The sequence below is a fragment of the Pseudomonas agarici genome, from assembly GCF_900109755.1.
GTDB classification, from domain to species: Bacteria; Pseudomonadota; Gammaproteobacteria; order Pseudomonadales; family Pseudomonadaceae; genus Aquipseudomonas; species Aquipseudomonas agarici.
Map to the genome: position 1 here is coordinate 37,394 of NZ_FOAR01000001.1, position 23,279 is coordinate 60,672.

Sequence of the window (23,279 nt, forward strand, 5' to 3'; positions counted from 1 at the left end):
ACAGCACAAACCTGGAAGGACCAGGCTTGTGCTTGTCAGTCATCAGATTAGTTGCGAAAAGGTCGCCGCAGCGACTTTTCCGACACAACCTGGTGCCTTTTTACCATCTAGCGCTTAACCGCGAAACTCGGAACGACCGTTGTACTTCGCCTTGGCGCCCAATTGCTCTTCGATACGCAGCAGTTGGTTGTACTTGGAAACGCGGTCGGAACGACACAGCGAACCGGTCTTGATCTGGCCGGCGGCGGTGCCCACGGCCAGGTCGGCAATGGTCGAATCCTCGGTTTCACCGGAACGGTGCGAGATCACTGCCGTATAGCCGGCGGCCTTGGCCATCTGGATGGCTTCCAGGGTTTCGGTCAGGGTGCCGATCTGGTTGAACTTGATCAGGATGGAGTTAGCGATCCGCTTATCGATGCCTTCCTTGAGGATCTTGGTGTTGGTCACGAACAGGTCGTCGCCCACCAGTTGGGTCTTTTCGCCGATCTTGTCGGTAAGAACCTTCCAGCCAGCCCAATCGGACTCGTCCAGGCCGTCTTCGATGGAGATGATCGGATAGCGCTCGGTCAGGCCTTTGAGGTAGTCGGCAAAACCTTCGGCGGTGAACACTTGGCCTTCGCCGGACAGGTTGTACTTGCCGTCTTCGAAGAATTCGCTGGCGGCGCAGTCCAAGGCCAGTGTCACGTCGGTGCCCAGCTTGTAACCGGCGTTGGCGACAGCCTCGGAGATGACTTTCAGGGCATCTTCGTTGGACGCCAGGTTCGGCGCGAAACCACCCTCGTCACCCACCGCGGTGCTCAAACCACGCGCCTTCAGCACCGCCTTGAGGTGATGGAAAATCTCGGTGCCCATGCGCAGGCCTTCGGAGAAGGTCTTGGCACCCACCGGCTGGACCATGAATTCCTGGATGTCGACGTTGTTGTCGGCATGCTCGCCGCCGTTGATGATGTTCATCATCGGCACCGGCATGGAGTAGACACCGGGGGTACCGTTGAGGTTGGCAATATGCGCGTACAGCGGCAGATCCTGGTCCTGGGCAGCGGCCTTGGCGGCGGCCAGGGACACGGCGAGGATGGCGTTGGCGCCCAGGGTCGCCTTGTTCTCGGTGCCGTCCAGCGCGATCATGGCGTGGTCCAGGGCCTTCTGATCGGAAGGGTCCTTGCCCAGCAACAGCTCGCGGATCGGCCCGTTGATGTTGCCGACAGCCTTCAGCACGCCCTTGCCCAGGTAACGGCTCTTGTCGCCATCACGCAGCTCAAGTGCCTCACGCGAGCCGGTAGAAGCACCGGACGGAGCGCAGGCACTGCCGATGATGCCGTTGTCCAAAAGGACGTCCGCTTCCACGGTGGGGTTGCCACGGGAGTCGAGAACCTCACGACCTTTGATGTCGACGATTTTTGCCATTGTTGTAAACACTCCAAAGTTGACGAAAACGACGCAGCTGAAGGAAATTCTTTATCGTCGGCAAGTCAATGAATGCGGGCAGTCTTGCAGACGAAAAGGCTCTGGAGCTGGGGCCAGAGCCTTAAATCGTGCGGTACTTTACCGGAGATTTGAGGATTACGCGGTTTCTATCGTCGGAAAACTCTTCACCAGTTCATCCAACGCCTTGAGTTGTGCCAGGAACGGCTCCAGCCTGTCCAAGCGCAGAGCGCAAGGACCGTCGCACTTGGCGTTGTCCGGGTCAGGATGTGCCTCGAGGAACAGCCCCGCCAGGCTCTGGCTCATGCCGGCCTTGGCCAGGTCGGTGACCTGGGCCCGACGACCACCGGCGGAATCCGCGCGGCCGCCCGGCATCTGCAGGGCGTGGGTCACGTCGAAGAACACCGGGTATTCAAACTGCTTCATGATGCCGAAGCCGAGCATGTCCACCACCAGGTTGTTGTAGCCGAAGCTCGAACCACGCTCGCAGAGAATCAACTGATCATTGCCGGCTTCCACGCACTTGCCCAAGATGTGTTTCATTTCCTGGGGCGCGAGGAACTGGGCCTTCTTGATGTTGATCACCGCGCCGGTCTTGGCCATGGCAACCACCAGGTCGGTCTGGCGCGACAGGAAGGCTGGCAACTGGATGATATCGCAGACCTCGGCGACCACGGTGGCCTGGGCCGGCTCGTGGACGTCGGTAATGATCGGCACGCCGAACGCTTGCTTGATGTCCTGGAAGATGCGCATGCCCTCTTCCAAGCCAGGGCCACGGTAGGAGGTCACGGAGGAACGGTTGGCCTTGTCGAAGCTGGCCTTGAACACGTAGGGGATACCGAGCTTTTCGGTGACTTTGACGTACTCTTCGCAGACCTGCATCGCCATGTCACGGCTTTCCAGCACGTTCATGCCACCGAACAGCACCATCGGCTTGTCGTTGGCGATCTCGATGCCGCCAACGCGAATGATCTTCTGGGCCATCAGCGTTACGCCTTCTTCTGGTGTTGGGCCAAGGCCGCTTTGACGAAACCGCTGAACAACGGGTGGCCATCACGCGGGGTCGAAGTGAACTCTGGGTGAAACTGGCAGGCGACGAACCATGGATGATCCGGGGACTCAACCACTTCGACCAGCGCACCGTCACCGGAACGACCGGAAATCCTCAGGCCAGCTTCCATGATCTGCGGCAGCAAGTTGTTGTTCACTTCGTAGCGATGACGGTGACGCTCGACGATCACGTCCTTGGCGTAGCAACCGTGAACCAGCGAACCCGGCTCCAGCAGACAGTCTTGGGCACCCAGGCGCATGGTGCCACCCAAATCAGAGGCCTCGGTGCGGGTTTCGACCGCGCCGGTGGCATCTTCCCACTCGGTGATCAGGCCGACGACCGGGTGAGCGCTGGTGCGATCGAATTCGGTGGAGTTGGCATCTTTCCAGCCCAGCACGTTACGGGCGAATTCAATCACGGCCACCTGCATGCCCAGGCAGATACCCAGGTAGGGCACTTTGTTTTCACGGGCGTATTGCACAGCGGTGATCTTGCCTTCCACGCCACGCAGGCCGAAACCGCCCGGCACGAGGATCGCATCGACGCCTTCGAGCAAGCCGGTGCCCTGGTTCTCGATGTCTTCGGAATCGATATAGCGCAGGTTGACCTTGGTGCGGTTGGTGATGCCGGCGTGACTCATCGCCTCGATCAACGACTTGTAGGCGTCCAGCAGTTCCATGTACTTGCCGACCATGGCGATGGTGACTTCGTGCTCGGGGTTGAGCTTGGCGTCGACCACCTGCTCCCACTCGGACAGGTCGGCACCGTTGCATTGCAAGCCGAAACGCTCGACGACGAAATCATCCAGACCCTGGGCGTGCAGGACCGCCGGGATCTTGTAGATGGTGTCGACGTCTTCCAGGGAGATCACCGCACGCTCTTCGACGTTGGTGAACAACGCGATCTTGCGACGCGAGGACACATCCACCGGGTGGTCGGAGCGGCAGATCAGCACGTCAGGCTGCAAGCCGATGGAGCGCAGCTCCTTGACCGAGTGCTGGGTCGGTTTGGTCTTGGTCTCGCCAGCGGTGGCGATGTACGGGACCAGGGTCAGGTGCATCAGCATCGCGCGCTTGGAGCCGACTTCGACGCGCAACTGGCGGATGGCTTCGAGGAACGGTTGCGATTCGATGTCGCCCACGGTACCGCCGATTTCCACCAGGGCTACGTCGGCATCGCCGGCGCCCTTGATGATGCGCCGCTTGATTTCGTCGGTGATGTGCGGAATCACCTGGATGGTCGCGCCCAGGTAATCACCACGGCGCTCCTTGCGCAGCACGTGCTCGTAGACACGGCCAGTGGTGAAGTTGTTGTTCTGGGTCATCGTCGTGCGAATGAACCGCTCGTAGTGGCCCAGGTCCAGGTCGGTCTCGGCGCCGTCGTGGGTGACGAACACTTCACCGTGCTGGAACGGGCTCATGGTGCCCGGGTCGACGTTGATGTACGGGTCCAGTTTGAGCATGGTGACTTTCAGTCCCCGCGCCTCCAGGATGGCCGCCAATGAAGCCGAGGCAATGCCTTTCCCCAATGAAGAAACAACACCGCCCGTGACGAATATGTAGCGCGTCATGAAAAACCCTAGAAGTCTGCGTTAAAGCGGTCCGAGCCGCCGGGGAAAGCGAAGGAAGGCCAAAGCCCCCGATCACCTGCATTAATCACAGTGCATCTTTCAAAAAAACCGCCGCGTTGGGACGGACCGCAAGTGATAACACCGGTACGTTGCTCGCTACACATTTTTTGGAATCGCCCAGCAAAGACTGCTTGGTAATCGGCAACTCCTGCCATTCAGGCGAATCCACAGAAGTTGTATCAAGAAGGGAGCGTAGTCTACCGGAAAGCAGCTTTCAGCTCAAACCTTGATCGCTCGAAGGTGGGTGCCAGCGCAAATGCCAGTCTCCGAACGAACTACCATCGAGTCCCGCCAGGTTGGCCACAGCCAGCAATTGCTCGCCCCGATAGACCAGCGGCAATCGGCCGCGGACAAACCAGGGCACCCCGCTTTCGTTAAGCAGGCGCTTGAGATCACGATGCCCGCGGTCTGGCAGATGCAGCACCTCGCCGCCCTGACGATAGCGCACTCGCAACGGGCCGGGCGGCGCATCGCCGATGATCAGCAATTCGCCGTTGTCCGGTAACTCCAGGGAAGGCCCTGGGTGGGTCCACTCGATATCCGCCACCGGCTGGCGCAGCCAGGAACCGCTCAACCACCACAAGTGCTCGTCGGCGCGGTGCAATTCGCCTTCGGCCAGGCGCCACTTCGGTCTCGCATCGTGCCCGGCATCGCGCAAATCATCCCAACCAGCCCAGTGATCGCTGTCCGGCAGGCGGGTCAACGGCGCCAGCCAGTGACGCAACAAATTGCGCTGGCGCGCCGGCGACAGCTCGATCACCGCGTCCAGCGCCAGCGACGGCATGCCCAGCCAGTCGTAGCGGGAATGGGCCTGAGCGCCGTCAAGATCGACGTCAGCCAGCTCATCCAGCAACTCCTGGGCCTCGCGCAGGTGTGCGGCGCTGCGCACCATGCTGCTGACCGCCTGCGGCCAACGCTCGCTGAGGTCGGGGAAAACCCGGTGGCGCAGGTAATTGCGGGAAAACTGCTGATCGGCGTTGGACGGGTCCTCGATCCAATGCAAACCCTGATCGCGGGCGTACTGTTCCAGCTCCGCACGCGAAACATCAAGCAGCGGCCGGACCAGATACCCACCGCCCACTTCACGCTCGCTCGGCATGGCCGCCAGCCCCCTAACCCCGGCGCCGCGCAACAGTCGGAACAACAGCGTCTCGGCCTGGTCGTCGCGATGCTGGGCTGTCAGCAGGACTTCGTTCAACCGAGTCACCCCGGCGAATGCCAGGTAGCGCGCATCACGGGCGGAACGCTCAAGACTGGCACCGAGCTGGACGCTCACTCGTACCACCTGCAAGGGCACGCCCAGCGTGTCGCAGAACGCCTGGCAGTGTTCGGGCCAACTGTCGGCGGCGACCTGCAAGCCATGATGGATATGCAGGGCCGAAAGCTCAGGCAGGGATTGGCTCTTGCCCAGTCGGACCAGCAGATGCAGAAGGACGGTGGAGTCGAGGCCACCGGAGAAGGCCAGGCGCCAGGTCGAGGCAGTGCGCCAAGGGGCCAGGGCGTGGAGAAGCCTGGAAGGTAAATCGATATCTGACTGACGCATCACTTGACGCCCCCGATCCTGTAGGAGCCGAGCCTGCTCACAAAAGCGATTTCACCTAGGTGATGAAATTCACCGAATGGTCGCCTGTAGCGGTTCGCAAGCAAGCCCGGCGCCTACAGTCCATGCAGGGGCGAGCGTGCTCGCGAGGAACGCCAATGGGGGTTCTATCAGAGACCGTAGCTCATCAACCGCTCATAGCGACGGGCCAGCAACGCATCGTTGTCGAATTTCTGCAACATCGCTAGCTGCGCGCTCAGTTCAGCACGGATCAGCCCGGCTGCGGCCACCGGATCACGGTGAGCGCCGCCCAGCGGCTCGGCGATCACTTTGTCGACGATGCCCAGGCCTTTCAGACGCTCGGCGGTAATACCCATGGCTTCCGCGGCATCCGGGGCCTTCTCGGCGGTCTTCCAGAGGATCGAGGCACAGCCTTCCGGAGAAATCACCGCGTAGGTCGAGTACTGCAACATGTTCAGTTGGTCGCAGACACCGATCGCCAGCGCACCGCCGGAACCACCTTCACCGATAACCGTGGCGATGATGGGGGTTTTCAGGCGCGCCATGACCCGCAGGTTCCAGGCGATGGCTTCGCTCTGGTTGCGCTCCTCGGCATCGATGCCCGGGTAAGCGCCCGGCGTGTCGATAAAGGTCAGGATCGGCATTTTGAAGCGCTCGGCCATTTCCATCAGGCGGCAGGCCTTGCGATAACCTTCCGGGCGCGGCATGCCGAAGTTGCGACGCACCTTCTCGCGCACTTCACGGCCTTTCTGGTGACCGATGACCATCACTGGCTGGTCTTCCAGGCGGGCGATACCGCCGACGATCGCGGCATCGTCGGAGAAATGGCGGTCGCCGTGCAGTTCATCGAACTCGGTGAAGATGTGCTCGATGTAGTCCAAGGTGTAGGGGCGACGTGGATGACGCGCCAGGCGCGCGATCTGCCAACTGGTCAGTTTGCCGAAAATGTCTTCGGTCAGCGTGCTGCTCTTGTCCTGCAGGCGAGCGATTTCATCGCCGATGTTCAGCGAATTGTCATTACCGACCAAGCGCAGTTCTTCGATCTTGGCTTGCAGGTCAGCGATCGGCTGTTCGAAATCAAGAAAATTCGGGTTCATAAGCATCCGTCTTGGGTCGAGCACAGTAGTTTTTACACAGCCTGGCCGGCCGATTGATCTATATCGCGCCCTACCTTAAGGGATATGGCGCGCTCAGGTCGAGATTAAAAGTAAGTTCCAGGTCGGGACGCATTGATAGCACCACCACCTCAACGGTATTGGAGAAAGACGTTGTCTCGCCCGAACTGGTCACGCAATGCCTGAATCAGACTGTCAGCGGGGTCGATCTTCCAACTGTCGCCGAGCTGCAACAGCGCCTTGGCATCCGGACCGGTGTACTCCATGGTGATGGGACAGGCGCCTCGGTGCTTCTTGAACAACTCGCCCAGCCAGCGCAGCTCATCGCCCTGGAGCCTGGCACTTTGCACCTTCAGGCGCAGGCTCTCGGCCAGTTGGGTACGGGCATCCTCCATGCTCATCACACGCTTGACCCGCAGGCGCAGACCACCGGAGAAATCATCGTTACTGACCTCGCCCTCGACCACCACCATTGCATCGGTCTGCAACAACGATTGGGCCGACATAAAAGCATCGGCGAACAATGACGCCTCGATTCGCGCCGAGCGGTCGTCGAGGGTGATAAAGCCCATCTTGTCGCCTTTTTTGTTTTTCATCACCCGCAGGTTGATGATCATCCCCGCCACGGTCTGGGTATCCCGGGCCGGCTTCAGGTCGATGATGCGCTGGCGGGCGAAACGACGAATCTCGCCCTCGTACTCATCGATCGGATGACCGGTCAGGTAAAGACCGAGAGTGTCCTTCTCGCCTTTCAGGCGCTCCTTGAGGGTCAGTTCCTTGGCCTTGCGGTGATTGCCATAGACATCCGCGTCTGCCTCGACGAACAATCCGCCAAACAGGTCGGCGTGGCCGCTGTCATGGGTGCGCGCGGTCTGTTCGGCGGCCTTGATCGCTTCTTCCATCGCCGCCAGCAGGACCCCGCGGTTACGGTCGATATTGGCCTGGTAAGGCTTGGGCTCGTCGTGGAAATACGGACCGAGCCGATCCAACGCGCCACTGCGGATCAGGCCGTCGAGGGTGCGTTTGTTGATGCGCTTGAGATCGACCCGTGCGCAGAAATCGAACAGGTCCTTGAAGGGACCGTCCTGGCGCGCTTCGGTAATCGCCTCCACCGGGCCTTCGCCGACGCCCTTGATGGCGCCGAGGCCGTAGATGATCCGGCCTTCGTCGTTCACCGTGAACTTGAACTCCGAAGCATTCACGTCCGGCGCGTCAAGACGCAGCTTCATGGTGCGCACTTCTTCGATCAAGGTCACGATCTTGTCGGTGTTGTGCATATCGGCCGAGAGCACTGCGGCCATGAACGGCGCCGGATAATGGGTCTTCAGCCAGGCAGTCTGGTACGACACCAGGCCGTAGGCGGCGGAGTGGGATTTGTTGAAACCGTAACCGGCGAACTTCTCTACCAGATCGAAGATGTTACCGGCCAGGTCCGGGTCGATGTTGTTGGTCTTGCAGCCCTCGATAAATCCACCGCGCTGCTTGGCCATTTCCTCGGGCTTTTTCTTACCCATGGCCCGACGCAGCATATCCGCGCCGCCAAGGGTGTAGCCGGCCATGACCTGGGCAATCTGCATCACCTGTTCCTGGTACAGGATGATGCCGTAGGTCGGCGCCAATACGGGTTTGAGGCCCTCGTACTGGTAATCGGAGTGCGGGTACGCCAGCTCGGCACGACCATGCTTGCGGTTGATGAAGTCATCCACCATGCCGGACTGCAGCGGGCCCGGACGGAACAGCGCCACCAGGGCGATGAGGTCTTCCAGGCAGTCGGGCTTGAGCTTCTTGATCAGCTCTTTCATGCCACGCGATTCCAACTGGAACACCGCCGTGGTCTCGGCCTTCTGCAACAGGCTGTAGGTCGGTTTGTCGTCCAGCGGGATAAAGGCAATATCCAGCGGCGGTTCGTTGACCTTGGCCCGGTCACGGTTGATGGTCTTCAGCGCCCAATCGATGATCGTCAGGGTCCGCAGGCCCAGGAAGTCGAACTTCACCAAGCCGGCCGCCTCAACGTCATCCTTGTCGAACTGGGTCACCAGGCCTTCGCCTTCTTCATCGCAATAGATCGGCGAGAAGTCAGTCAGCTTGGTCGGCGCGATCACCACCCCGCCGGCGTGCTTACCGACGTTGCGCACCACACCTTCAAGCTTGCGGGCCATCTCCCAGATTTCCGCCGCTTCTTCATCGACCTTGATGAAGTCACGCAGGATCTCTTCCTGCTCGTAGGCTTTTTCCAGGGTCATGCCGACTTCGAAAGGAATCATCTTCGACAGGCGATCCGCCAGGCCGTAGGACTTGCCCTGCACCCGCGCCACGTCGCGTACCACGGCCTTGGCGGCCATGGAGCCGAAGGTGATGATCTGGCTTACCGCGTTGCGGCCATATTTTTCGGCCACGTAGTCGATCACCCGATCACGACCGTCCATGCAGAAGTCGACGTCGAAGTCGGGCATGGAAACCCGTTCCGGGTTGAGGAAGCGTTCGAACAGCAGGTCATATTCCAGCGGGTCGAGGTCGGTGATCTTCTGTACATAGGCCACCAGCGAACCGGCACCCGACCCCCGGCCAGGGCCGACCGGCACGCCGTTGCTCTTGGCCCACTGGATAAAGTCCATGACGATCAGGAAGTAACCGGGGAAGCCCATCTGGATAATGATGTCCAGCTCGAAATTCAAGCGGTCGACATAGACCTGGCGTTTGGCCTCGTAGTCTTCAGTGGTGTCCCTGGGTAGCAGGACCGCCAGACGCTCTTCGAGACCATCGAACGACACCTTGCGGAAATACTCGTCGATGGTCATGCCATCGGGAATCGGAAAGTTAGGCAGGAAGTGCGTGCCCAGTTTCACCTCGATATTGCAGCGCTTGGCGATCTCGACGGTGTTTTCCAGGGCATCGGGCAGGTCGCTGAACAGCTCGGCCATTTCCTCGGCGCTTTTGAGGTACTGCTGGTCGCTGTAGTTCTTCGAGCGACGCGGGTCATCGAGCGCCCGGCCTTCACCGATGCAGACGCGGGTTTCGTGAGCCTCGAAATCTTCCTGCTTGATAAACCGCACATCGTTGGTCGCCACCAGCGGCGCCCCCAGCTTCTCGGCCAGGGCCACGGCGCCGTGTAGCTGTTCTTCGTCGTTCGGGCGATGGGTGCGCTGGATCTCCAGGTAGAAACGCTCCGGGAACACCGCCATCCACTCACGTGCCAGGGCTTCGGCTTCGGCGGCGTTATCGCCGAGCAGAGCCATGCCGATCTCGCCCTCCTTTGCCGCCGACAGCATGATCAGGCCCGCATTGGCCTCGGCGACCCACTCACGCTCGACGATGATCATGCCGTTGCGCTGACCCTCGATGAAGCCACGGGAAATCAGCTCGGTCAGGTTGCGATAACCCAGGGGGTTCATCGCCAGCAGGCTGATCCGGCTCAACGGCGCATCGGAGTCTTTGTTCGACAGCCACAGGTCGGCACCGCAGATCGGCTTGATTCCGGCGCCCATGGCGGTCTTGTAGAACTTGACCAGGGAACACATGTTGTTCTGATCGGTCACCGCCACGGCGGGCATATTCAAGCCGGCCAGGGCCTTGACCAGCGGCTTGATCCGCACCAGACCGTCGACCAGGGAATATTCAGTGTGCAGGCGCAGGTGAACGAATGAAGCCGGCATAGTGATCCTGTAGAAGCATGAAAAACGACAAGGCCCGGATTGTACCGGGCCTGGGCTAAAACATCAGCAGACTAAAGCTCGACAAGGCTTTCACGGGCCTCCCAGGCCAGCCGCACGGGCGCGAACGAGCGCCGGTGAATCGGCGTCGGCCCCAGACGACTCAAGGCTTCCAGGTGTACCGGAGTCGGATAACCCTTGTGCCCGCCGATCCCATAACCGGGATAGATCAATTCAACAGCCGCCATTTCACGATCACGGCTGACTTTGGCCAGAATCGACGCCGCCGCAATCGCCGGTACCTTGCTATCGCCCTTGACCACAGCCTGCGCCGGCATCGGTAGTTGCGGGCAGCGGTTGCCGTCGATCATTGCCAACCTGGGCTGGATATGCAGGCCCGCGACCGCCCGCTGCATTGCAAGCAGGGTGGCATGGAGGATATTCAGCGCATCGATTTCCTCGACCTCGGCTCGGGCGACGCACCAACTCAGGGCTTTTTCGCAGATTTCGTCATACAGTTTTTCGCGCCGGGCCTCGGTCAGTTTCTTCGAGTCGTTCAACCCGAGAATCGGTCGCTTGGGATCAAGGATCACCGCTGCCGTGACCACCGCACCGCAGAGCGGACCGCGACCAACTTCATCGACGCCGGCGACCAGATCCTCGGCGTCGGCCACCAGGCTGAAGTCCAGTCCCATCTGCATCTTCACGTTACTCATACCGGCTTACCGATCAACGTCAGGACCGCATCGGCGGCCTGGTTCGAGGCATCCAGGCGCAGGGTCCGGTGGATCGCCTCGAAATCGCGGGTTTGTTCCCGACCATCCTCGATCAGCGGCGACAGGGCGTTGGCCAGCGCTTCAGGCGTGGCATCGTCCTGCAACAGTTCGGGCACCAGCAGACGCTGGGCCAGCAGATTGGGCAAGGAGACGTAGGGGCTTTTCACCAGGCGCTTGAGAATCCAGAAGGTCAGCGGCGCCAGGCGGTAGGCGACCACCATCGGGCGTTTGTAGAGCAATGCCTCGAGGGTAGCCGTGCCGGAAGCGATCAACACCGCATCGCAGGCCTCCAGTGCCTTATGGGACTGGCCATCCAGCAGCGTCAACGGCAGGTCGTGCTCCGCCAGCAACGCCTCGATCTGGCTACGACGCTGCGCACTGGCGCACGGCATGACAAAACGAATGCCCGGATGCATCGCTTGCAACCGTTGCGCCGTATCCAGGAACAACCCACCCAGGCGTGCCACTTCGCCGCCACGGCTGCCGGGCATCAACGCCACCAACGGGCCGTCCGGCAAACCGAGTTCGGCACGCGCTGCCGAGCGATCGGTCTGCAGCGCAATGGTGTCGGCCAGGGTGTGCCCGACAAATCGCACCGGCACACCCTGCTCTTCGTAGAAACGCGCTTCAAACGGCAACAGCGTCAACATCAGATCACAGCCTTCGCGGATCTTCAGCACCCGCTTCTGGCGCCAGGCCCAGACAGATGGACTGACGTAGTGCACGGTCTTGATCCCGGCTCGACGCAGCTTGAGTTCGATGTTGAGGGTGAAGTCGGGGGCGTCGATGCCGATAAAGGCATCCGGCTTTTCGGCAATCAGCGTCTGGATCAACGTCTTGCGCCGCTTGAGCAACTCAGGCAAACGCCCGAGCACCTCGACCAGGCCCATGACCGACAGGCGCTCCATGGGGAAATAGGAGACCAACCCTTGCGCCTCCATCAAGGGACCGCCCACACCGATAAACTCGACAGCGGGATGCCGCGCCTTGAGCGCCCGCATCAGACCGGCACCGAGAATATCGCCGGACGCTTCACCGGCAACCAGTGCAATACGCAGGCTGGCCATGATCAGCGGGTGATGCCGCGGGTCGAGGACTGGATGGATTCGAGAAACACCGCCACTTCCGGGTACTGCGCGGCAGGCTCGGCCAGTTCGACAATCGCCTGATCCACCGTCAGGCCCTGGCGATACACCACCTTGTAGGCCCGGCGCAGCGCATGGATCACTTCTTCGCTGAAGCCCCGACGGCGCATGCCTTCAAAGTTCATGCTGCGGGCTTCGGCCGGGTTGCCGAACACCGTGACATAGGCCGGGACGTCCTTGCCAATGGCGGTGCCCATGCCGGAAAAACTGTGGGCGCCAATATGGCAGAACTGATGCACCAGCGTGTAGCCGGAAAGGATCGCCCAGTCATCGACATGCACGTGACCGGCCAGCGCCGTGTTGTTGACCAGGATGCAATGGTTGCCGATCACGCTGTCATGGCCGATATGGGCATAAGCCATGATCAGGTTGTGATCACCCAGTGTGGTTTCCGAGCGATCCTGGACCGTGCCGCGATGAATCGTCACGCCTTCGCGGATGATATTGTGGTCACCGATCCACAGACGAGTGTCCTCGCCCTTGTACTTAAGATCAGGGGTATCCTCACCCACCGAGGAAAACTGGTAGATGCGGTTGTGTTTGCCAATCCGGGTCGAGCCCTTGAGGACCACATGCGGCCCGATCACTGTTCCCTCGCCGATTTCCACACCTGCGCCGATGATCGACCAAGGGCCGACCTCGACGCCGTCGGCCAGCACGGCCGCCGGATCGATGATTGCGCGAGGGTCAATCAAACTCATACCGCCTGTTCCGCGCAGATGATCTCGGCCGAACACACCGGTTTGCCGTCAACCGAGGCCTGGCACTCGAATTTCCAGATCTTGCGCTTGCAACTGATGAAGGTGGCTTCGAGGATCAATTGATCGCCCGGCTTGACCGGCTGGCGGAAGCGCAGCTTGTCGGAGCCGACGAAATAGTAAAGGGTGCCATCGGCAGGCTTCACGTCCAGGATCTTGAAACCAAGGATGCCGGCAGCCTGGGCCATGGCTTCAATGATCAATACGCCCGGCATGATCGGATGCGCCGGAAAATGGCCATTGAAGAAAGGCTCGTTGATGCTGACATTCTTGTAAGCACGAATGCGCTTGGCCTCGACATCCAGTTCCACCACCCGGTCAACCAGCAGGAACGGATAACGGTGAGGCAGGTATTCGCGAATCTCGTTGATGTCCATCATTTCGTGGGGAAGCCTGTAGTAAAGATGGGGAGCACGCCACGGGCATGCGCCTCTAGCAAATCAAGAAGTTAGCTTTCGTACAGACTCAGGCGACTACTTGATATGGAAATGGTATCAGCCTTCAGATGAAGCGTTCGCGTCCGGGGTCACGTCCCCGACACGTTTTTCCAGCTGTCGCAGTCGCCGCGCAATGTCATCGAGTTGGCGAATACGCGCCGCGCTCTTGCGCCACTCGGCGGCCGGCTGCATGGCCGTACCGGAAGAATAGGAGCCCGGCTCAGTGATCGAGTGGGTCACCATGGTCATCCCGGTCAGGAACACGTTATCGCAAATTTCGATGTGCCCTACGAGGCCGACGCCACCGGCGAGCATGCAATGCTTACCGATTTTGGTACTGCCGGAAATGCCGCAGCAGGCCGCCATTGCGGTGTGATCACCCACCTGGACGTTATGGGCGATCTGGATTTGGTTGTCGAGCTTGACGCCGTTACCGATGATCGTATCGGCCAATGCGCCGCGATCGATGGCGGTATTCACACCGATTTCCACGTCATCACCGATCACCACGCCGCCGATTTGGGCGATCTTGTGCCAAACGCCCTTTTTGTTGGCGAAACCGAAGCCTTCACCACCGAGCACCGCGCCGGACTGGATCACTACACGCTTGCCGATACGCACGTCGTGGTACAGGGTGACCCGTGGCGCCAGCCAGCCGCCATCGCCGATTTCACAACGAGCGCCGACAAAGCACTGGGCGCCAATGGTCACGCCCGCGCCAATGCGCGCACCGCTCTCAATCACCGCGAAAGCGCCGATACTCGCCGCCGGGTCGATCAGCGCATCCGCCGCCACGACAGCACTCGGGTGAATACCTGGCGCCGCCTTGGGTTTCGGGTCGAACAGGTGCGAAATACCTGCATAGGCTAGGTAGGGATCGGCCACTACCAAGGCATTCCCAGCATAAGCCTCGGCCTCGGCGGCCTTGAGCAACACAGCGCCGGCCTGGCAGTCCGCGAGGTATTTACGGTATTGGGGATTTGCCAGAAAACTCAATTGAGCTGGGCCAGCCTCCTGCAAGGTGGCCAGCCCGGTGATTTCCTTCTCCGGGTCACCACGCAGGGTGGCGCCGAGGATCTCGGCCAATTGGCCGAGCTTGATAGTTGCAGTCATGGATTACTTCAGCTGATTCATGCGCTCGATAACCTGGCGAGTGATGTCGTACTGAGGTTTGACATCGATCACTGCACCACGCTCGAACACCAGGTCAAAAGCACCTTTCTTGATGACTTCTTCTACCGCGCTGTCCAGTTTGGGCTTCAATTGCTTGAGCATTTCACGGTCGGCTACGGCCTTGGCTTCGTTCAATTCCTTGGACTGGAACTGGAAGTCACGGGCCTTTTGCTTGAATTCCAGCTCAAGGCGCTCACGTTCGCCCTGTTGCATCTTGTCGCCACCGCTGACAAGGCGGTCCTGGATGCCCTTGGCGCTGCTTTCCAGGGCTTTCAGCTTAGTCAGTTGCGGGCCGAACTTCTTCTCGGCATCCACGGCGTATTTCTTGGCCGCGTCGGATTCCAGCAACGCCATCTGGTAGTTCAGGACAGCGATCTTCATTTCGGCAAACGCCGGGGTAGCCACCAGGACGGTCGCCAGCAGCACCAGTTGAGTCAACTTACGCACGATAAACTCCTACAAATTCATTGTCGTTATCTTGGGTCAGACTATCAGAACGTCTGACCGAGGGAGAATTGGAATATCTGAGTTTCAGCGTTATCCGGTTTCTTGACTGGCATCGCCAGGGCAAAGCTCAACGGGCCCAGGGCAGTGACCCAGGTCACGCCCACACCGACGGAGCTGGCGAGGTTGCTCAAACTGATATCGTTGCACTGTGTATTGGAAGCTGAACCGTTGGTGTTCTTGACCTGATCGCACTTGGAGTCGAACACGTTACCCACATCCCAGAATACCGAGGTGCGCAGGGAGCGTTGATCCTTGACGAACGGCAGCGGGAACAGCACCTCCGCGCCGCCCTGGATCAGCACGTTACCACCGAACGGCAGCGGATCATTGTCTGAGTCGGCAATGGTACCGACGTTACCCGTCACGCCCACACCGCGGCTTGGCGTACCACGAGGACCCAAGGTGCTGTCCTTGAAGCCACGGACCGAGTTGAAACCACCGGCATAGTAGTTCTCGTAGAACGGCAAGCCCTCGGTCGAGCCATAGCCGTCGCCGTAACCCAGTTCGGTATGGAAACGCATGGTGTAGGTATCAGTCAGCGGCGCGAACACTTGGCCGCGGTAGTCGAGCTTGAAGAATGACAGGTCGCTGCCTGGCGTGGTGGCTTCCAGGGTCACGCTCTGGGAATGACCACGGGTGGCCAGGACGCCCTTGTTCAGGGTCGATTCCGACCAGCCGACCGAGGCCTTGAAGTTCAGGTAGCTGTCGCCCTCGCGGTTCACGAAGTCGAAGATCTCGTCCACGGTATACAGGCCGGTCTTGATCTTGTCCTGCTGCGCAGTCAGACCGAAGGTCAGACGCGAGGTCTCGCTGATCGGGTAACCCACGCTCACACCGGCACCCAGGCTATCTACCGCATAGCTGGCAACATCGACATCGAGGTCTTTGTAGTCGGTGGTGCGATAGAACACGTTGTAACCCAGGCTGACACCGTCGGTGGTCCAATAGGGATCGACGTAGCCGAAGTTGTAACGGCTCTGGTATTCACTGCGGGTCAGGCCGATGCTGACTTTGTTACCCGTACCGAGGAAGTTGTTCTGGGTAATCGAACCACCGAGGATCAGACCGGCACTCTGGGCAAAACCGACGCTGGCGGTGATCGAACCCGAAGCCTGCTCTTCCACCGCGTAATTCACGTCGACCTGGTCGTCGACACCTGGAACCGCCGGGGTCTCGACGTTGACTTCCTTAAAGAAGCCCAGGCGTTCGAGACGGGTCTTGGACTGGTCGATCAGGTAGGTGGAAGCCCAACCGCCTTCCATCTGGCGCATTTCACGACGCAACACTTCGTCGGCGGACTTGGTGTTGCCACGGAAGTTGATCCGGTTGACGTAGGCACGCTTGCCCGGATCGACCACAAAGGTGATATCGACGGTGTGATCCTCGTCGTTCGGCGTCGGTACGCCGTTGACGTTGGCAAAGGTATAACCATCGTTACCCAAGCGACGGGTGATCAGCTCCGAAGTAGTGGTCATCAGCTTACGCGAGAATACCTGGCCCTTCTCGACCAGCAGCAGGGACTTGACCTGGTCTTCAGGCACTTTCAGGTCACCGCTGAGCTTCACCTCGCGAACCTTGTATTTCTGACCTTCGGTGACGTTGACGGTGATATAGACGTTTTTCTTGTCCGGCGTGATCGAAACCTGGGTCGAGGCGATATCCATGTTGATATAGCCACGGTCCAGGTAATAGGAACGCAGGCGCTCCAGGTCACCGGAAAGTTTTTCACGAGCATACTTGTCGTCGTTCTTGAAGAACGACAACCAGTTGGTGGTCTTGAGTTCGAACAAATCGATCAGGTCTTCGTCGGGGAATACCGTGTTGCCCACCACGTTGATGTGCTGGATGGCGGCAACGGTGCCTTCGTTGATCTTGATTTTCAAGCCTACGCGATTGCGCGGCTGTGGCACCACTTCGGTCTCGACCTCGGCGGAGTAGCGGCCTTGGGCCACGTACTGACGCTGGAGTTCGTTACGAACACCTTCGAGGGTTGCGCGTTGGAAGATCTCACCTTCGGCCAGACCGGACTGCTTCAGACCCTTTATCAGGTCGTCAGTCGAAATGGCCTTGTTGCCTTCTATATCGATACTGGCCACCGAAGGCCGCTCGACCACCGTGATAACCAGAACGTTACCGTCGCGCCCCAGCTGGATATCCTGGAAAAACCCGGTTTTGAACAACGCGCGAGTGGATTCCACCAGGCGCCGATCATCCGCTTGCTCCCCAACGTTCAATGGTAACGCGCCAAACACACTACCAGCGGATACCCGCTGAAGGCCATTGACACGAATATCGGAGATAGTGAAGGACTCGGCGTGAACTTCGGCGATCATCAATACGGTGAGAACCGCAGTTAGCAGCAGACGTTTCATGAAGTCCTTTCTTATTCCAACTGGCAATAAACAAATTGCCGCAAAAAAATGCGGCGAACTCGCAATTTCTTCGGCGCGTTACAGTCGACCCAGATCGTTGACCAGGGCAAGTAGCATCACCCCAACCACCAAACTGATGCCGATTTGTATCCCCCAACCCTGTACTCGCTCCGACAACGGGCGACCACGGGCCCACTCGATCAGATAAAACAGCAAATGCCCCCCATCCAGTACCGGGATAGGCAACAAATTCAGAACGCCCAGGCTGATGCTCAAATAAGCCAGGAAATTCAGGAAATCAGCGACACCCGACTGGGCCGAAGCGCCCGCCACTTTAGCAATGGTTATCGGTCCACTCAAGTTTTTTACCGAGAGCTCGCCGAACAACATTTTCTTTAGCGAATCCAGGGTCAGAACGCTCATGTTCCAGGTACGCCTGGCCCCCTCGCCGATCGCCGCCAAAGGCCCGAAGCTGACCTCTCGGACCATCTCCGGCGGCCAATCCACGGCCTTGACGCCTGCCCCCAGGTAACCGCTGGCAGACTTACCCTCACCCCGGGAAGCCAAGGTCAGCGGGACATCGATTTGAGCACCATCGCGCTCCACATGCAGCACAATTTTGGTATCCGGCCGTACACGGACCCAATCCACCACTTGCTGCCAGTCATCGACGGCATCGCCATTCAACGACAGCAGGCGATCGCCGGTCTTCAGGCCAGCGGCCTGAGCCGGGCCTTTGGGGTCGAGTTCGGCTAACAATGGCGGTAGCGCCGGGCGCCACGGACGAATCCCCAAGGACTTGATCGGGTCGGGCTCGTCAGCGCCATGCAGCCAGTGGTCAAGGATCAGCTCACGGGGAGAGTCGCTGGTCGAACCCGGCTCACGCACCTGCAAGTGCAACGTGCCACTTTCTCCCAGCCGACGGACCAACTGCAGGTTGACGGCGGACCAACCGGTGGTCGGCTCGCCATCTATGGCGACAATTTCCTGACCGACGTTCAAACCCGCCTTGGCTGCGATACTGCCGCTCTCCACCCCGCCGATGATCGGACGTACCTGCTGGCTGCCGAGCATCGCCAGCACCCAAAAAAACACGATTGCCAACAGGAAGTTGGCGATTGGGCCGGCAGCGACAATAGCGATGCGCTGACGCACGGTCTTGCGATTGAAGGCCTGATCGAGCTCGCCCGGCGCAACCGCCGCTTCACGCTCGTCGAGCATCTTCACGTAGCCGCCGAGCGGAATCGCCGCCAACACGAACTCGGTGCCATGACGGTCATGCCAACGCAGCAGCGGCGTACCGAACCCCACGGAAAAGCGCAACACCTTGACGCCGCAGCGGCGCGCCACCCAGAAGTGACCGAATTCATGAAAAGTAACCAGCACACCCAATGCCACCAGGGTGCCGACAATCATATAGAGCGCGCTCATCTACTTTCTCCGCAATCCTATCAAGTGTCGCATCGCGCTTACGCTACACCGGGCTCAACGCCCGTTGCGACTCAGCCACTGTTCGGTCAATGCCCGTGCCTTGGCATCTGCTGCGAATACCGCGCCGAGTTCATCGACCGCAACAACAGGTTCCAGATTCAACACTGCCTCGATGATACTCGCGATCTCGGGATAACGGATGCGCCGTTCGAGAAACGCGGCTACGGCCACCTCATTGGCCGCATTGAGCATCGCCGGTGCGCTGCCGCCGGCTTCGGCGGCGGCCCGCGCCAGGCGCAAACAAGGGAAACGCTGCTCATCCGGCGCCTGGAAGTCCAGCCGTGCCACAGAAAACAAATCCAATGGAGCGACACCGGAATCGATGCGCTCCGGCCACGCCAGCGCATTGGCAATCGGCGTGCGCATGTCCGGATTGCCCAATTGGGCGAGCACCGAGCCATCGACATAATCGACCAGCGAATGGATCACGCTCTGCGGGTGAATCACCACCTCGACCTGGCTCGGCAGAGCATCGAACAGCCAGCAGGCCTCGATCAACTCCAACCCCTTATTCATCATGCTCGCGGAGTCGACGGAAATCTTGCGCCCCATTGACCAGTTGGGGTGCGCACAGGCCTGATCAGGTGTCACATGCTCCAGCTCGGTTAACGGCGTTTGCCGGAATGGGCCACCGGAGGCGGTCAGCAGAATGCGTCGCACTCCCACTGCCCCCAGTCCACGGGCGAAATCGCCTGGCAGGCATTGGAAAATCGCATTGTGCTCACTGTCGATTGGCAGCAGCACCGAACCGCTCTTGCGCACTGCCTGCATGAACAGGGCGCCGGTCATCACCAACGCCTCCTTGTTGGCCAACAAGATTTTCTTGCCGGCCTCAACCGCCGCCAGGGTAGGACGCAAGCCTGCCGCACCTACGATCGCCGCCATCACGGTGTCGACTTCGGGGTCAGACGAAATCTGGCACAACGCCTCTTCGCCTACCACTACCTCGGTAGACAGGCCAGCGGTGCGCAAATCCTCCTGCAGACGACGAGCATCGGCTCGCTCAGGCACCACTGCAAAACGCGGCCTGTGACGCACGCACAAGGCGAACAGCTCAGCCAAGCGGCTGAAGCCGCTCAAGGCAAACACTTGATAACGCTCGGGGTGCCGAGCAATGACATCAAGGGTGCTCATGCCGATGGAACCGGTAGCGCCCAATACCGTGATCTGTTGTGGGCGGCTCACGATGCGGCGATCCACAGCAACACCGCGAACATCGGGATCGCCGCGGTCAAGCTGTCGATACGGTCGAGCACGCCACCATGACCGGGCAACAGGTTACTGCTGTCCTTGATCCCGGACTGACGCTTGAACATGCTTTCGGTCAAGTCGCCGACGACCGAAATGAACACGATGACCGCCGCACCCAACAGGCTCGCCAGGATCTGGCCAAAGCCCCAGCCGTACACCAGGCCAACCACTGCCGTAATCACCAGACTCAACAGCAGGCCGCCATAGACACCCTCCCAGCTCTTACCCGGACTGACCGCCGGCGCCAGCTTGCGTTTGCCAAAGGCCCTCCCGGAAAAATAGGCGCCGATATCGGCACCCCAGACCAGGATCATCACCGCCATGATCAACAGGTTGCCGTGGCCGGAAGCATGCTGCTTGATTTCGATCAGCCCCTGCCAGGCCGGCAACAGGATCAGGAAACCGATCACCAGCTTGCTCGCCGTGCTCGACCAGTGCGCACTGGACTGCGGATAGGTCAGCACCAGGTAGACCGCCAACCCCCACCACAACACCGACGCTCCCAGCACCCAGGGTGCCAGGTTCGGCAGCACGTACATGAAAAACAGCAAAACCGCGACCGACGCCGCATACGCCACACGCGCCGGCTGCCCCTCAAAGCCTGCCAGGCGGGCCCACTCCCAGGCACCAAGAGTGATGACTACGCCGATAAACAGCGCAAACCAGAACCCTGAGAGCAGAAAAAAACCGCACAAGGCAATGGGTAGAAGGATCAGTGCCGTGACGATGCGTTGCTTGAGCATTAAACTCGGGCCCCCGCTTCGACCTGCTCGCTCGTTTTACCGAAGCGACGCTGGCGGGAAGCAAAATCAGCCAGCGCGTTGCGCATGGCATCGTGTTTGAAGTCCGGCCAGAACAGGTCGGAGAAATACAGCTCGGCATACGCCAACTGCCACAACAAAAAGTTACTGATGCGATGTTCGCCACCGGTACGAATGCACAAGTCCGGCAGCGGCTGATCGCCAGTTGCCAGACAGGTCTGCAGCAACTGCGGGGTGATGTCGTCCGGACGCAGATGCCCGGCCTGCACTTCGCAAGCCAGACGTTGCGCCGCTTGGGCGATATCCCACTGTCCACCGTAGTTGGCGGCGATTTGCAGAATGAAACGATTGTTGCCCGCCGTCACGGCTTCCGCCTCGCGCATCGCTGCCTGGAGTTCAGGATGGAATCGCGAGCGATCACCAATGATCCGCAAGCTGATGTTGTTATCGTTGAGGCGCTTGGCCTCGCGCCGCAACGCCTTGAAAAACAGATCCATCAAGGCGCTGACCTCGTCAGCGGGGCGCTGCCAGTTCTCACTGGAGAAGGCGAACAAGGTCAATACCTCGACCTTGGCCTCGGCACACACCTCGATCACCGCCCGCACTGCATCGACACCGGCCTTATGGCCGGCGACACTGGGCAAGAAACGCTTCTTCGCCCAGCGATTATTACCATCCATGATGATCGCGACGTGGCGCGGTACCGAGGACAGCCCTGCCTGCTTGGTCTTTTCCATGAAAACGTCCTGACCCTTATACAGCCATCAGGTCCGCTTCTTTTTGCTTCACGGCCACTTCGATTTTAGCCACGAAGCTGTCAGTCAGCTTCTGGATCTCGTCGGCAGCACGACGTTCTTCGTCTTCGCTGATTTCCTTTTCCTTGACCAGGTCCTTCAGGTCGCCCAGCACGTCACGGCGAATGTTGCGCACCGCAACTCGGGCGTTTTCTGCCTCTTCGCGGGCCTGCTTGGTGAAACCACGACGGGTTTCTTCGGTCAGGGCCGGCATGGAAATCAGCAGCAGCTCGCCCAGGTTGGTCGGGTTCAGGTTCAAGCCGGCGCTACCGATGGCCTTGTCCACCGCGCCGAGCATGTTGCGCTCGAATGCCACCACCTGCAGGGTCCGTGCATCCTTGACGGTGATGTTAGCCACCTGTTTGATCGGGGTATCGGCGCCATAGTAAGGCACCATCACGCCTTCCAGAATGCTCGGGTGAGCCTGTCCGGTACGGATGCGACCGAAGTTGTGAGCCAGGGACTCCAGGGATTTCTGCATGCGCTCTTGAGCGTCTTTCTTGAGTTCGTTGATCATTGTTGGCCTTCCTCGATCAGGGTTCCTTCAGCGCCGCCATGCACGATGTTCAGCAGGGCGCCGGGCTTGTTCATGTTAAATACACGTAGCGGCATTTTGTGATCACGGCACAGGCAGATAGCGGTGAGGTCCATGACACCGAGCTTGCGATCCAGTACTTCATCGTAGGTCAGATGATCGAACTTCTCGGCATGCGGATCCTTGAACGGATCGGCGGTGTAGACACCATCGACCTTGGTCGCCTTGAGCACCACGTCGGCATCGATTTCGATTGCGCGCAGGCAAGCGGCCGAATCCGTGGTAAAGAACGGATTGCCGGTACCCGCTGCGAAAATCACCACTTCCTTGGAATTGAGGTGACGCATTGCCTTGCGACGATCGTAATGATCGGTCACGCCGACCATGGAAATGGCCGACATCACGATGGCAGAGATATTCGCACGTTCCAGCGCGTCGCGCATCGCTAACGCGTTCATCACGGTAGCCAGCATACCCATATGGTCGCCGGTGACACGATCCATCCCCGCAGCGCTCAGGGCGGCGCCACGGAACAGGTTACCCCCTCCGATCACCAGGCCGACCTGCACACCGATACCGACCAACTGACCCACTTCCAGCGCCATGCGATCCAGGACTTTCGGATCGATCCCGAACTCTTCCGAGCCCATCAGGGCCTCGCCACTCAGCTTGAGTAGAATGCGTTTATAGCGAGCTTGATAACCACTGCCCTGCTGAGCCATTGCGAATCTCTCCTGCGGCGTTTAAAAAACTTGCGAGCTGTTTGCAACTCGCGCTAACACTAGCTGGGCGCTGCTACAGCGCCATCGGAACACAGCCTTGTAAGCCGGTTCCGAAAGGAAAAAGAGAA

General features: G+C 59.8%; 19 protein-coding genes. All 19 read right to left on the reverse strand.

The window, feature by feature from the left end; genetic code table 11:
- Nucleotides 1–114: 114 nt before the first annotated feature.
- The 19 genes from eno to pyrH all read right to left on the reverse strand — a co-directional run bounded on the left by eno (nucleotide 115) and on the right by pyrH (nucleotide 23,151).
- Nucleotides 115–1,404, reverse strand: a complete 1,290-nt coding sequence (gene eno, locus BMX68_RS00165) for a phosphopyruvate hydratase (protein ID WP_017130872.1) — start codon at nucleotides 1,402–1,404, stop codon at nucleotides 115–117.
- A gap of 156 nt (nucleotides 1,405–1,560) precedes the next feature.
- On the reverse strand, nucleotides 1,561–2,406 hold the full coding sequence (gene kdsA, locus BMX68_RS00170) for a 3-deoxy-8-phosphooctulonate synthase (protein WP_017130871.1): 846 nt from the start codon (nucleotides 2,404–2,406) through the stop codon (nucleotides 1,561–1,563).
- A 5-nt stretch (nucleotides 2,407–2,411) separates the two neighbouring features.
- On the reverse strand, nucleotides 2,412–4,043 hold the full coding sequence (gene pyrG, locus BMX68_RS00175) for a CTP synthase (protein ID WP_026013055.1): 1,632 nt from the start codon (nucleotides 4,041–4,043) through the stop codon (nucleotides 2,412–2,414).
- 274 nt (nucleotides 4,044–4,317) lie between these two features.
- Nucleotides 4,318–5,646 (reverse strand): tRNA lysidine(34) synthetase TilS, encoded by a 1,329-nt coding sequence (gene tilS, locus BMX68_RS00180; protein ID WP_017130869.1) that lies wholly within the window; start codon nucleotides 5,644–5,646, stop codon nucleotides 4,318–4,320.
- A gap of 167 nt (nucleotides 5,647–5,813) precedes the next feature.
- A complete protein-coding gene (locus BMX68_RS00185) occupies nucleotides 5,814–6,761 on the reverse strand; it encodes an acetyl-CoA carboxylase carboxyltransferase subunit alpha (protein ID WP_017130868.1) in 948 nt (315 codons plus the stop codon).
- Between the two features lie 149 nt (nucleotides 6,762–6,910).
- Nucleotides 6,911–10,432, reverse strand: a complete 3,522-nt coding sequence (gene dnaE, locus BMX68_RS00190; protein WP_017130867.1) for a DNA polymerase III subunit alpha — start codon at nucleotides 10,430–10,432, stop codon at nucleotides 6,911–6,913.
- A gap of 71 nt (nucleotides 10,433–10,503) precedes the next feature.
- The gene (gene rnhB, locus BMX68_RS00195) at nucleotides 10,504–11,130 is read right to left on the reverse strand and encodes a ribonuclease HII (protein ID WP_060782216.1); all 627 of its coding nucleotides are present in this window, start codon (nucleotides 11,128–11,130) and stop codon (nucleotides 10,504–10,506) included.
- Nucleotides 11,131–11,141: 11 nt separating this feature from the next.
- A complete protein-coding gene (gene lpxB / locus BMX68_RS00200; RefSeq protein ID WP_017130866.1) occupies nucleotides 11,142–12,272 on the reverse strand; it encodes a lipid-A-disaccharide synthase in 1,131 nt (376 codons plus the stop codon).
- 2 nt (nucleotides 12,273–12,274) lie between these two features.
- The gene (gene lpxA, locus BMX68_RS00205; protein WP_017130865.1) at nucleotides 12,275–13,051 is read right to left on the reverse strand and encodes an acyl-ACP--UDP-N-acetylglucosamine O-acyltransferase; all 777 of its coding nucleotides are present in this window, start codon (nucleotides 13,049–13,051) and stop codon (nucleotides 12,275–12,277) included.
- Nucleotides 13,048–13,488 carry a 3-hydroxyacyl-ACP dehydratase FabZ gene (gene fabZ / locus BMX68_RS00210; protein ID WP_017127129.1) on the reverse strand — a complete coding sequence of 147 codons (441 nt, stop codon included), beginning with the start codon at nucleotides 13,486–13,488 and terminating at the stop codon, nucleotides 13,048–13,050. Before fabZ ends, lpxA begins: the two co-directional genes overlap by 4 nt.
- A gap of 114 nt (nucleotides 13,489–13,602) precedes the next feature.
- Nucleotides 13,603–14,658: a UDP-3-O-(3-hydroxymyristoyl)glucosamine N-acyltransferase gene (gene lpxD / locus BMX68_RS00215; RefSeq protein ID WP_017130864.1), complete on the reverse strand. Its 1,056-nt coding sequence runs from the start codon at nucleotides 14,656–14,658 to the stop codon at nucleotides 13,603–13,605.
- A gap of 3 nt (nucleotides 14,659–14,661) precedes the next feature.
- Nucleotides 14,662–15,165: an OmpH/Skp family outer membrane protein gene (locus BMX68_RS00220; RefSeq protein WP_017130863.1), complete on the reverse strand. Its 504-nt coding sequence runs from the start codon at nucleotides 15,163–15,165 to the stop codon at nucleotides 14,662–14,664.
- Nucleotides 15,166–15,209: 44 nt separating this feature from the next.
- Nucleotides 15,210–17,597 carry an outer membrane protein assembly factor BamA gene (gene bamA / locus BMX68_RS00225; protein ID WP_060782214.1) on the reverse strand — a complete coding sequence of 796 codons (2,388 nt, stop codon included), beginning with the start codon at nucleotides 17,595–17,597 and terminating at the stop codon, nucleotides 15,210–15,212.
- Nucleotides 17,598–17,675: 78 nt separating this feature from the next.
- Nucleotides 17,676–19,028, reverse strand: coding sequence for a sigma E protease regulator RseP (gene rseP, locus BMX68_RS00230; protein WP_017130862.1), 1,353 nt, complete (start codon nucleotides 19,026–19,028; stop codon nucleotides 17,676–17,678).
- A 54-nt stretch (nucleotides 19,029–19,082) separates the two neighbouring features.
- Entirely contained in the window at nucleotides 19,083–20,273 is a 1,191-nt protein-coding gene (gene ispC, locus BMX68_RS00235; protein WP_017130861.1) for a 1-deoxy-D-xylulose-5-phosphate reductoisomerase, read from the reverse strand.
- Nucleotides 20,270–21,082: a phosphatidate cytidylyltransferase gene (locus BMX68_RS00240; RefSeq protein ID WP_017130860.1), complete on the reverse strand. Its 813-nt coding sequence runs from the start codon at nucleotides 21,080–21,082 to the stop codon at nucleotides 20,270–20,272. The genes ispC and BMX68_RS00240 overlap by 4 nt, the downstream gene beginning before the upstream one ends.
- Complete coding sequence (gene uppS / locus BMX68_RS00245; protein ID WP_017130859.1) at nucleotides 21,082–21,837, reverse strand: polyprenyl diphosphate synthase; 756 nt, start codon at nucleotides 21,835–21,837, stop codon at nucleotides 21,082–21,084. Before uppS ends, BMX68_RS00240 begins: the two co-directional genes overlap by 1 nt.
- Before the next feature lie 16 nt (nucleotides 21,838–21,853).
- Complete coding sequence (gene frr, locus BMX68_RS00250; RefSeq protein ID WP_017127121.1) at nucleotides 21,854–22,411, reverse strand: ribosome recycling factor; 558 nt, start codon at nucleotides 22,409–22,411, stop codon at nucleotides 21,854–21,856.
- Nucleotides 22,408–23,151 (reverse strand): UMP kinase, encoded by a 744-nt coding sequence (pyrH, locus tag BMX68_RS00255; protein ID WP_003189161.1) that lies wholly within the window; start codon nucleotides 23,149–23,151, stop codon nucleotides 22,408–22,410. Before pyrH ends, frr begins: the two co-directional genes overlap by 4 nt.
- Between the last annotated feature and the right edge of the window lie 128 nt (nucleotides 23,152–23,279).

Bases quoted from the DNA above. Each gene is read 5' to 3' on its own strand.
- eno (WP_017130872.1), bottom strand. From the start codon at position 1,404: ATGGCAAAAATCGTCGACATCAAAGGTCGTGAGGTTCTCGACTCCCGT.
- rseP (WP_017130862.1), bottom strand. From the start codon at position 19,028: ATGAGCGCGCTCTATATGATTGTCGGCACCCTGGTGGCATTGGGTGTG.
- BMX68_RS00240 (WP_017130860.1), bottom strand. From the start codon at position 21,082: ATGCTCAAGCAACGCATCGTCACGGCACTGATCCTTCTACCCATTGCC.
- BMX68_RS00185 (WP_017130868.1), bottom strand. From the start codon at position 6,761: ATGAACCCGAATTTTCTTGATTTCGAACAGCCGATCGCTGACCTGCAA.
- lpxB (WP_017130866.1), bottom strand. From the start codon at position 12,272: ATGGCCAGCCTGCGTATTGCACTGGTTGCCGGTGAAGCGTCCGGCGAT.
- uppS (WP_017130859.1), bottom strand. From the start codon at position 21,837: ATGGAAAAGACCAAGCAGGCAGGGCTGTCCTCGGTACCGCGCCACGTC.
- fabZ (WP_017127129.1), bottom strand. From the start codon at position 13,488: ATGATGGACATCAACGAGATTCGCGAATACCTGCCTCACCGTTATCCG.
- lpxD (WP_017130864.1), bottom strand. From the start codon at position 14,658: ATGACTGCAACTATCAAGCTCGGCCAATTGGCCGAGATCCTCGGCGCC.
- kdsA (WP_017130871.1), bottom strand. From the start codon at position 2,406: ATGGCCCAGAAGATCATTCGCGTTGGCGGCATCGAGATCGCCAACGAC.
- dnaE (WP_017130867.1), bottom strand. From the start codon at position 10,432: ATGCCGGCTTCATTCGTTCACCTGCGCCTGCACACTGAATATTCCCTG.
- tilS (WP_017130869.1), bottom strand. From the start codon at position 5,646: ATGCGTCAGTCAGATATCGATTTACCTTCCAGGCTTCTCCACGCCCTG.
- pyrH (WP_003189161.1), bottom strand. From the start codon at position 23,151: ATGGCTCAGCAGGGCAGTGGTTATCAAGCTCGCTATAAACGCATTCTA.
- pyrG (WP_026013055.1), bottom strand. From the start codon at position 4,043: ATGACGCGCTACATATTCGTCACGGGCGGTGTTGTTTCTTCATTGGGG.
- rnhB (WP_060782216.1), bottom strand. From the start codon at position 11,130: ATGCAGATGGGACTGGACTTCAGCCTGGTGGCCGACGCCGAGGATCTG.
- lpxA (WP_017130865.1), bottom strand. From the start codon at position 13,051: ATGAGTTTGATTGACCCTCGCGCAATCATCGATCCGGCGGCCGTGCTG.
- frr (WP_017127121.1), bottom strand. From the start codon at position 22,411: ATGATCAACGAACTCAAGAAAGACGCTCAAGAGCGCATGCAGAAATCC.
- bamA (WP_060782214.1), bottom strand. From the start codon at position 17,597: ATGAAACGTCTGCTGCTAACTGCGGTTCTCACCGTATTGATGATCGCC.